This is a genomic window from Pararhizobium sp. P1_E7 (genome assembly GCF_056405855.1).
In genome coordinates this window covers 1-1,326 of the sequence record NZ_JBFUBH010000210.1, presented here as the reverse complement: position 1 = coordinate 1,326, position 1,326 = coordinate 1, and the positions used below count along the sequence as shown (strand labels likewise).

1 protein-coding gene is annotated in these 1,326 nt (G+C 55.7%); it reads right to left on the bottom strand.

From position 1 onward, the window contains the following. Window positions 1-1,326 (bottom strand): pectate lyase family protein (locus AC1D17_RS28980; RefSeq protein WP_477568637.1); only part of this gene is annotated, 1,326 nt, incomplete at both ends.

The following is a 1,326-nucleotide window of genomic DNA, read 5'->3' as shown; positions in this document are numbered from 1 at the left end:
GAGAGCCACTGCATGAATTCGTCGAAATGAGACCATTCACCCTCTTCTTTCATCGACCAGGCGTCGTCGACCCCGACCTTTGCACTCAGTTCCGCCTCGATGGAATCCGCGATTCCGTCATGATCCGTATCGACATAGGCAGTCCCCTCCTCCACTGGAGGCAACTCTCCTGATTCATCGACCATCCGGCCGTGGCCAGCCTTGCCGTCAAGCCCCATGTCGGCAATCCAATCGCTATCGAGTTTGTCGCGCGGGAACGCGCCGGCGTGATTGCTGATGTCTTCATAGGCGGCTGGCGCTGAAATAATCTCTTTTACAGACAGCGGGCATGGCGGCTTTGAGACCAGGTAAGGCYGAGTTTCGGGGGCAACCATGACGATGGATTTGGATCGCGGAGCCCACGACATGTTGCCGGCCTGATAAATCTGCGGATTTGCCGCCTTCAATATCTCCTTTGAATGAATGGCGTAAGTTATCTCCTCAGTGCTTGGGCCTGCCTTGAAATAGTTCCCCACATAGGAAATCGGTGTGCCGCCCGGAAACTGGGAAAAGATCTCGCCCCATTCTGATTTGGCGTTGAAGAAGACGTTGTTGATAATTTCGATACAGGAGCCGCCGTAGTGATTGTTGTCCGGGTTCCGATCGCGGTTGGATAGGCACAGGTTCCGCACAAAGGTTATGTTTTGCGGCTTGTGCGGGTCGGAGCCCAGCAATGTGCATTTGCTGTGCTTGTTCAACCCTTCTGCAAAAATCGAATTCGCAATCGTCAGATCGGTGGTGTCTGCATGGGCGTTGATGTTTTCGTCCGTAGCCCAGGAGCCCGATACATGATCGACATAGACCCGGGCGCTGCMCTCGACGGTCACCGCATCGACATTCTTGATGGAATTTGACAAGCGGGGGCGTATCCTCAGATGCCGGATGACGACATCATGTGTGTTTTTGACGATAAGCGGCGTATTCCATTTTGCGGCATTCGGTTCCTCGATCGTCAGCACGATGCCGCCCCCCGGCGCCGTTTGACCGAGAATGGAAAGGAAAGAGTTTTCGCCTCCCACAAGGAGCGAGGACTTCAGGCGAATGACGCCGGAAATGCGGAAAATACAATTGCGCGGTCCTTTTGCATCCACACAAGCGCGCAGACTGCCCGTCCCGGCGTCCTCGAGGTTTGTGACCTCGATGATAGCTCCGCCTCGCCCGCCTTGGGCCGTCCTTCCATATCCCTCCGCGCCTGGAAATGCGTCTTGTCGATCCTGGCTCTTGACGGTGGCAGCGGCAGCAATCGATGCCTGGGAAGCTGGAAGCATCAGCAGACTGGCAAATGCC